The sequence below is a fragment of the Candidatus Methylomirabilota bacterium genome, from assembly GCA_036005065.1.
Taxonomy (GTDB): domain Bacteria; phylum Methylomirabilota; class Methylomirabilia; order Rokubacteriales; family DASRDR01; genus DASYQW01.
On the sequence record DASYQW010000408.1, the window covers coordinates 1 to 4,329 of the forward strand.

Consider the following 4,329-nt stretch of genomic DNA (forward strand, 5'->3'; position numbering starts at 1 on the left):
AGATCGTACTGCGCCTCCCGGAGCGGCTTGCCGGTCGCGAGGTGGGCCGCCACCGTCAGGACGTTGACCGCGCTGGTCAGCCCCATGTGGGGGAGCAGGACCTTCTTCCGGTACTTCGCCTCCCACAGCTCCGCCCAGGTCGGCACGCCGCCCGGCAGGGCCTTGCTGTTGTAGGCGATCGCCCCCCGGGGCGTCTTGTAGTTGATCCACAGGCCGTCCTTGCGGATGGCTTGGGGCAGGATCTTCGACAGCATCGGCACGTCGGCCGGGCTGACCCGGGCGATCAGGTCCTCCTCGGCGGCCCGCAGCATGATGTCCTCGTCCATGAGGACCACCGAGAGCTTCGGCGCCTGCCGGTTCGTCTCCAGCTTCTGCAGGTTGATGAGCGACCGCGAGCCCTCGTACAGGACCTTGCAGTTGTGCTTCTTCTCGAAGGACGGGATCACCTCGTCGCGCAGCACATTGGCCATGCCGCCGGGCCCGCCGACCACGATCTCCCGGCCCTGCGCGCGAACGAGCGCGGGCGCGCCCACGGCGGCGCCGGCGAGCGCGGCACCGGTCGTGGCGAGAAACTGACGACGCGACAGCCCGGCAGTGGATTCCATGGTCACGCTCCCCTCGAGAGAACCGTCCCTCGCACGCGGAAAGATGCCAGCCTCGACCGGCCGATAATCTAACACGCCCGGTTATGCTTCGGAAAGGGCACCCCGGCGCCTTCACCGCACCGTCCGGTGCTCACCCGGTCGCTCTCGCCAACCAGGCGCGTACCGCCCGCGCGAAGTCGGCGAAGCGTGTGGGCGCCGTCGCCAGGTATTCGGCCACCCGGTCGGGGTCCACCCGCAGGTAGCCATGCACCAGGACGTTGCGGAAGCCGCCGAGCCCCTTCAGCCGATCGCGAAGCGCCGGCTCGAGGACGCCGTGAGCCCCGAGCTGGGCGATGATGTCTTCGTAGTCCTGCGCGCTCACGCCGAAGTGGCCGCTCAGGATGTGATTCCCCACGTCGAAGACGACCTCGGCGGCGAGCTGCAGGCCCCGCTCGACTGCCCAGGCATCGCGGAAATTGGTGCGGACGGCCACGGGATCGAGCCTCCCCAGCTCCTCCAGCCGTGAGATCACCTCCTCGAGCTTCAGGAGTCGCTCGCGGATCGCCTCCGGTCTAAGAACCACGCGGGCGCTCCGTGAGACGCTCGCCGGCCAGCCGCCACTGCTGCTCGCGATACGGCATGAAGTCCCAGTACCGGGCGCGGGTCCGGGTGACGAAGTCTGCCTCTATGTCGGCGCTTCTCGCGTACAGGCACCGGCCGCTCTCTACCACCTCATGCGCCAACACGACGGAGGCGTCGTTGAGCGAGACGAGGTCGATCGCCGCGCCGGTCGCGAGCGCCAGATCCGCCTGCCGCTTGGTCAACTCGTCGAGGGAGAGCGCCGGATCGGTCAGTACGGCCAGATCGATGTCGCGCACGACGCGCCGATCCGGGTCCATCGCCGAGCCGAACAGGTAGACGAGCTGGACTCGCGGGTCCTCGCTCAAATGGGCCGCGGCTCGCTCGGCACACCGGCGGGCGTCATTCGGCGACAGGTTCGCTCTTGGCTCCATGACGTTCAGCGTATCATCGGCCCGTTCCGGCTCCGTCACCCGTGGGGCCCGGCGACGGCCGCCGGAGGTAGCCCCCGCGGGCCGGGCCGAGGATCGTCCCCCGATCGTAGACGAGGCGACCGCGCAGGAACGTGGCCCGCACCTGGCCGGTCAGCTCCTGGCCCTCGAAGGGCGTATAGCCCTGGGCCGACGCCGACTCGGACGCCCGGACCGTGAAAGTCCGGGTCGGGTCCAGGAGGGCGAGGTCCGCGTCGTACCCGACGGCGATGTCGCCCTTGGTCCCCAGACCGAATCGCCGGGCCGGATTCCAGCAGAGGAGCTCCGCCATGCGGGAATAGGCCAGGCCGCGCTTCGATCCTTCACTGAAGACGCCCGGGAGCAGGTACTCGGTCCCGCCGAAGCCCGCCCTGGCGAGCCAGATGTCGTCGGGGCGTTCTGCCGCGACCTTGAGCTCCCGGGCGCAGCAGGCGTGGTCGCTGACGATCCAGTCGACCTGGCCGTCGAGCACGGCCCGCCAGAGAAACTCCACGTCCGCGCGCGAGCGGATGGGGGGGTTCACCTTGGCGTAGGCGCCGGCCGGCGCGTCCTCGTCGAGCAGGAGGTGGCCGACCGTGACCTCGCGACGGAACTCGATGGGAGGGAAGACCGCCTGCATCGTCAGCGCCGCCTCCAGGGCCTTGCGGGAGGAAAGATGGAGCAGGTTCACGTTGACGCAGCCGGCTTCCTGGGCGAGGTAGGCGGCGATCCAGACCGCGAGACCCTCGGCGTGCGGGGGCCGGGCGGCGCTGTAGGCGCGGAGGCCCGTCAGCGCGCGATCCCGCTGGACGATGCGGGTGTAGGCATTCAGGATCTCGGCCACCTCGCAGTGGAGGCTCACGCTGACGTGGTCGGCCAGACGGGGATGCGCCGCGCGGATCCGGGCCGCGGCCCGCATGACGAACTCGAAGTGGGCCAGGTCGTAGCTGTCCCCGTCGTCGAGCATCAGGAAGCGGCGCTGGGCCTCGCGGTCGGCGGCGCCGTGGAGCCCGTAGCCCCCGTAGAACATGAAGATCTTGAAGGAGGAGACGCCATGCCCGGTGAGGAGGGGCTCCATCTCCTCGATGTGGGCGGCCTGGATCGGGGCCACGTGATACCCGTAGTCGGTCCAGTAGCGCCCCTCGGAAAGCCGGAGCACCTCCGGGAAGACGTCGGCATACGGGCCGCCACGGTTCAGGTAATACTGCCCGGTGCGGACGTAGGTCAGCATCGTCGTCACGCCGCCCCTGGCCGCCGCCTTCGACTCCGTGACGGCGTCCTCGGCCAGCGGCGCGTAGATCCCGACGTGAGTGTGGGCGTCGACCACCCCGGGAAAGCCCAGGAGCTCCCGGGCGTCGAAGACCTCCCGGGCGTCCGTGGCGGGGATCTCGGGCGCGATGCGCGCGTACCGCCCGTCCTTCACCCCGAGGTCCAGCCGCTCCACCGCCGGGCGGCGAGGCCGGACCGCTCGCACGTTCTTGATCACCAGGTCCAGCGCGGGCTCCGCCGTCATGGTCTCCCGTCATCTTAGTCCAGATCGCCGGCCGGGCAGGCGATCCGCCGCGGTCCCCTTGCATGGCGCGGCGGGTCGGCTTAGCATGACGCGGCGTGTCGCGCCCCCGGCTCCTCCCGACCTCGCTGCTCCGGATGCGGGACTTCCGTCTCCTCGAGCTGGCCACGGGGCTGAGCTCGGTCGGGATGATGGGCGAGCAGGTCGTCCTGGGCTGGCTCACGCTGACGCTGACCGACTCGCCCTTCATGGTCGGCGTGGCGCTCGGGGCGCGGATGGTCCCACACCTCCTGGTGGGGATCCCGGCCGGGCTCATCGCGGACCGGGTCGAGCGCAAGCGGCTGCTCATCGCGACGGGCGCGGCCCAGGCGGTCGCGGCGGTGACGCTCGGCCTGCTGGTGCTGATGGGCGCCGTGCAGGTCTGGCAGGTGCTGGTCCTCACCTTCGCCGCCGGGTGTTGCCGGACCGTCCAGGAGGTGTCGCGCCAGAGCTACGCTCACGATCTGGTGGGCGGCGCCGAGCTGCTCAACGGGCTGGCGCTCCTCGGGCTCGCCATGCGCGCGGGCGGACTGGTGGGGTCGCTCATCGCCGGCGCCCTCACCGCGCGGCTCGGGAGCGGCGTCGCGTACTTCGCGGTGGCAGCCGGGTATCTCTCGGGCATCCTCTCCTTGAGATCCGTCCAGCCCGGACGGCGCGGGCGGTCGGCGGCGCGCGGTTCCGCATGGGCGCACTTCCTCGGCTTCGCCGGCGCCTTCCGAGGGAACAGGAGCCTGCCGGGCCTCATCGCGCTGACAGCCGGGGCCGAGGTCCTCGGGTTCTCACACCAGGCGCTCCTGCCGAGCCTGGCCCGGGACGTGCTCGACGTCGGCGCCGACGGCCTGGGGGTCATGACGGCGGCGCGGTCGGTCGGCGGGGTTCTGGGGCTCGTCTTCATCATGCGGCTGGGGCAGATCCGGGGAAACGGCACGCTGTTCCAGGCCGTGCTCTTCCTCTTCGGCGGCTCCCTGGTGGCTCTCGGGATCGCCCCGGGGTTCGTCTCGGTGGTGCTCATCCTGGTGGTGGTCAACGCGATGGGCGCCCTGGCCGACATCCTCTCTCAGAGCTTGATCCAGCTGAGCGTGCCGAGCGACCTCCGGGGGCGCGCCGGCGGCGCCTGGATCCTCGCCGTCGGCACGGCCCCGCTCGGTCAGCTCCTGATCGGCGCGCT

At 70.9% G+C, this 4,329-nt stretch carries 5 protein-coding genes; 1 reads left to right on the forward strand and 4 read right to left on the reverse strand.

Features of this window, described 5'->3' with window-relative positions; genetic code table 11:
• The 4 genes from VGW35_26950 to VGW35_26965 all read right to left on the reverse strand — a co-directional run.
• Window positions 1–605 (reverse strand): extracellular solute-binding protein (locus VGW35_26950; protein HEV8311315.1); only part of this gene is annotated, 605 nt, incomplete at its 3' end.
• A 130-nt stretch (window positions 606–735) separates the two neighbouring features.
• Window positions 736–1,167 carry a DUF86 domain-containing protein gene (locus tag VGW35_26955; GenBank protein ID HEV8311316.1) on the reverse strand — a complete coding sequence of 144 codons (432 nt, stop codon included), beginning with the start codon at window positions 1,165–1,167 and terminating at the stop codon, window positions 736–738.
• On the reverse strand, window positions 1,157–1,636 hold the full coding sequence (locus VGW35_26960; protein ID HEV8311317.1) for a nucleotidyltransferase domain-containing protein: 480 nt from the start codon (window positions 1,634–1,636) through the stop codon (window positions 1,157–1,159). The genes VGW35_26955 and VGW35_26960 overlap by 11 nt, the downstream gene beginning before the upstream one ends.
• Entirely contained in the window at window positions 1,611–3,125 is a 1,515-nt protein-coding gene (locus tag VGW35_26965; protein HEV8311318.1) for a dihydroorotase family protein, read from the reverse strand. Before VGW35_26965 ends, VGW35_26960 begins: the two co-directional genes overlap by 26 nt.
• Window positions 3,126–3,220: 95 nt before the next feature.
• On the opposite strand from VGW35_26965, the gene VGW35_26970 reads away from it, so the two are divergent.
• The coding region (locus VGW35_26970) for an MFS transporter (protein HEV8311319.1) at window positions 3,221–4,329 on the forward strand (1,109 nt) is incomplete at its 3' end.